Origin of the sequence: Novosphingobium anseongense, assembly GCF_037482895.1 — a bacterium.
Classification (GTDB): domain Bacteria; phylum Pseudomonadota; class Alphaproteobacteria; order Sphingomonadales; family Sphingomonadaceae; genus Novosphingobium; species Novosphingobium anseongense.
In genome coordinates, this window is record NZ_JBBHJZ010000014.1 from 1 (window position 1) to 3,210 (window position 3,210).

2 protein-coding genes are annotated in these 3,210 nt (G+C 61.0%); both read right to left on the reverse strand.

Annotated features, from left to right (window positions below):
• Nucleotides 1-153: 153 nt before the first annotated feature.
• Entirely contained in the window at nt 154-1,011 is an 858-nt protein-coding gene (locus WG901_RS23715) for a hypothetical protein (RefSeq protein ID WP_339589613.1), read from the reverse strand.
• A 109-nt stretch (nt 1,012-1,120) separates the two neighbouring features.
• Entirely contained in the window at nt 1,121-3,112 is a 1,992-nt protein-coding gene (locus WG901_RS23720) for a hypothetical protein (protein WP_339589614.1), read from the reverse strand.
• Nucleotides 3,113-3,210 lie beyond the last annotated feature (98 nt).

Here is a 3,210-nt window from a genome sequence, read left to right on the forward strand (position 1 = left end):
GGTCGCCGACGTGCCCGCCAACGCGAGAGCCGATACGGCGCTGAGCGCGATCGTTTTTGCTCTGCTGTTCACGTGAACCTCCTGTTGTACCCCAAGGGTGGGGTGGTTCGCTTATCTATTCCATTCACCGCGCCGACCGGCGCGGGTATCAAATCAGAACTGCGTGATCACGATGCCCGAAGACAGGAAGCCTGCCGACTGCTCGACCGCGATGCTCTTGCCCGAGCCGAACTGGCTGATCGACGCCGAAACGCCTCCGGTCTGGCGCAGTGCGATGCTGTTGTCCGAACCGACCTGTGAGAGATCGGCCGCATTGTTGCCGTTCTTCTGTTCGAGCAGGATTTCCGACGACGAGGCCGTCTGGAAGGTCTTGGCCCAGTTGTTGCCGCCCGACTGGCTGACATAGGACAGGTTGTTGCTGCCGGTCACGGTCTGCGAGGCCGTGTCGGCGCCCCCCTGCAGCGCGATGGCGGCATTGCCGTTGCCCAGGATCGTCTGTTCGGCGCTGTTGTTGCCCGAGAGCTGCGAGACGTGGAAGTCGTTCTGGTCGCCGACGATATAGACCGCCGCCTTGTTGTTCGTGCCGCCCTGGGCGATCACGCCCGACTTCAGGCCGGTCTGCATGGTCAGGCTGCCGGCCGGGGTCGCGCCGACGCTCTTCTTGAAATCGTTGCCGTCCATATAGCCGGGAACGCCGTCGTTATCGAGATCGAGGCCGGCGCCCGAGCGCACGACCTTGCTGAGCGCGACGGGGCCGACGCCGGCGATCATGCCCGTGCCGTTTCCGTCACCGCGGACATAGACCGTGGCGCGGCTCTTGGTGGCACCGACCTGGTCGATCGAGACGTTGTTGTTCTCGCCGATCTGCGCGACGCAGGCGACATTGGCGGTGCCGGCGCAGCCGGCCTGAAAGTCCGCATAGCTCTGCGCCGAAGCCGAGCTGGCAGCTGCGATCGCGAGCACGCCGGCGGTCATTCCCAGAAAGCCCTTAGCCAGTTTCTTGCCAGTCATTGCACTGTTCCTTTGGCCTTGCCCCGTTGGTATCGGGCCCTTTCCAGAGCCAAGCCGCAGCTTGGTTCGAGAAAGGGGTGGGGTGGCCGAAGCCACCCCACGTTAGAGATTACTGCTGAACGAGAGCAACGTTGCCGGTGCCGTTCTGCGAAACCGTGCTGAACGATCCAGCGTTGGCAATCGTGTTCTGCAGAACCGTGGCGAGGTTGTCGGTGCCGATCTGGCTGACAATGCTCTTCACGTTAGCAGCAGCCTGCTTCACGATTGCATCGTTGGAGACGCCGTCCTGCGTGATCTTGCTGTTGGCGTTCAGACCCGACTGCGTGACTTCCGCGGTGTTGTCAGTGCCCAGCTGCGAGATCTCGCTGATTTCCGTCGGGCCGCTCTGCGTGACAAGCGACACGTTGTGGGTGCCGTTCGACAGAATGTCGCTCTTCGAACCGTTCGAACCGGCCAGCTGCTTAACCGTCGCTTCGTTACGCGAACCGAGCTGCTTAACATCGCTACGCGAAGCCGAGTTCTGCAACACGTTAGCATTGTTGCGGTCGCCAACCTGATCGATCACGCTCACAGCCTTGGCAGCCTGGTTGACGACAGAAACGTTGCGGAAACCGCTCTGATAAATGTCGCTCTTAGCTTCGATGGCTGCAACGGTCTGCGTAACAGTTGCCTTGTTCTCAGCCGACAGCGGGGTAACCGTGTCGGTAAGACCGCGAATGAAGCCCTGCTTGATCGAGGACAGCGCACGATCGCCAGACTGCGTCAGCTTGGCTTCGTTGTAACCGCCAACCTGCTCAATATAGCTCTCGACCGGCGTGGCCGTACCAGCAATGCCGACGCCCGACTGAATGACGGTAGCTTCGTTGCGGATACCCGTCTGCGTGACGATGCTTGCCACGTCCACGGCGGAGGCATTCTGCGTGACGGTAGCAGTGTTACCGCCCAGCAGGACCGAACCGGTGTTCTGCGTGACAACGCTGGTGGCGCGATCCGCATCCTGGGTCACGAACGCAGTGTGACGCGAGCCGTTCTGGAAGATGTCGCTGTCAGCGCGCACACCGCCCTGACGAACGTCTGCTTCGTTGAACTGGCCGTCCTGCTTCACGAGGCTATCGGCGTTCGAGGTCTGGCGCACGTCAGCATCGTTGAAGCCGAGCCCGCGCTGGTCGATCACGCTCTTAGCAGCGAAACCGCCCACTGCGCTGCCGGTCTGATCAACGCTGGCAATGTTGCCGACGCCGTCCTGGTCGATATCGCTCTCGGCTTCGTTACCCAGCTGATTGACGAAGGCATCGTTGTCGCTGCCGGTCTGATCAACGGTGCTCTTGCGGCCGTAGCGATCGACGTTCGGATTCGAGCTGATCGTCGGGTCCTGATTGACATAGGCTTCGTTGCGATTGCCGGTCTGGTTGATTTCCGAGCGATCGATTTCGCCCTGAGCGGTCTCAGCAGAGTTGTCGTCACCGTTCTGCTTGATGGTCGCATACATGCGGCCGTCCTGCTCGATGGCGAAACCGTCAGCCTTGTTGCCCTGCTGGATGCCAGCGTCGTTACCGCGACCGTTCTGCTCGATGCGAGCATAGTTCTTGATGCCGCCAGCGTTAACCTGACCCTGATAAATCACAGCATCGTTGCGACGCAGGTTGTTGAGCACCGTGGCGCCGAAGCCGGTAGCATAAGACGAGTTGTTGGTCTGAACGATTTCAGCGTGCTGGGCCTTGCCGTTCAGCAGGTTCGACGGAACGGTGGTCACATCGCCGCCGGTGTTGTCGGCTGCACCGCTGAGACCGATCTGAACGATCTTGGCCGCGTTGCCGCCCGTACCATTCTGGTCGACCTTGGCCGAGTTGTTGCCCGAACCGGCAGTCGTCGTGCCCTGGTTCACGACCGACGAGTTGTGCGAACCGTCGACCTGATTGACGTCAGCCGTGTTGCTGTTGGCCTTCTGGTCGACCGACGAGTAGTTGGTGCCGGTAGTGGGCGAACCAATTTCGGTGCTGGCCGAAGGCAGCGCCTTCTTACCGAAGGTGATGGTCTGGGCGTGAACAGCACCAGTGGTAAGGGCGAGCGCCGAGGCGCCGATAAGAAGCTTCTTCATCATGATACTCTTCTCCTGTTTCATACGCATGCCGCGGTTCATCGCGGCAGTTTTGGGTCACCGGGTCTCTCTCTCCGGTGATTCCGTGCGTCCAGAAGCCG

What these genes read in the sequence shown, in the direction of transcription:
- WG901_RS23715 (WP_339589613.1), bottom strand. Translation starts at nt 1,011, where the DNA reads ATGACTGGCAAGAAACTGGCTAAGGGCTTTCTGGGAATGACCGCCGGC.
- WG901_RS23720 (WP_339589614.1), bottom strand. Translation starts at nt 3,112, where the DNA reads ATGATGAAGAAGCTTCTTATCGGCGCCTCGGCGCTCGCCCTTACCACT.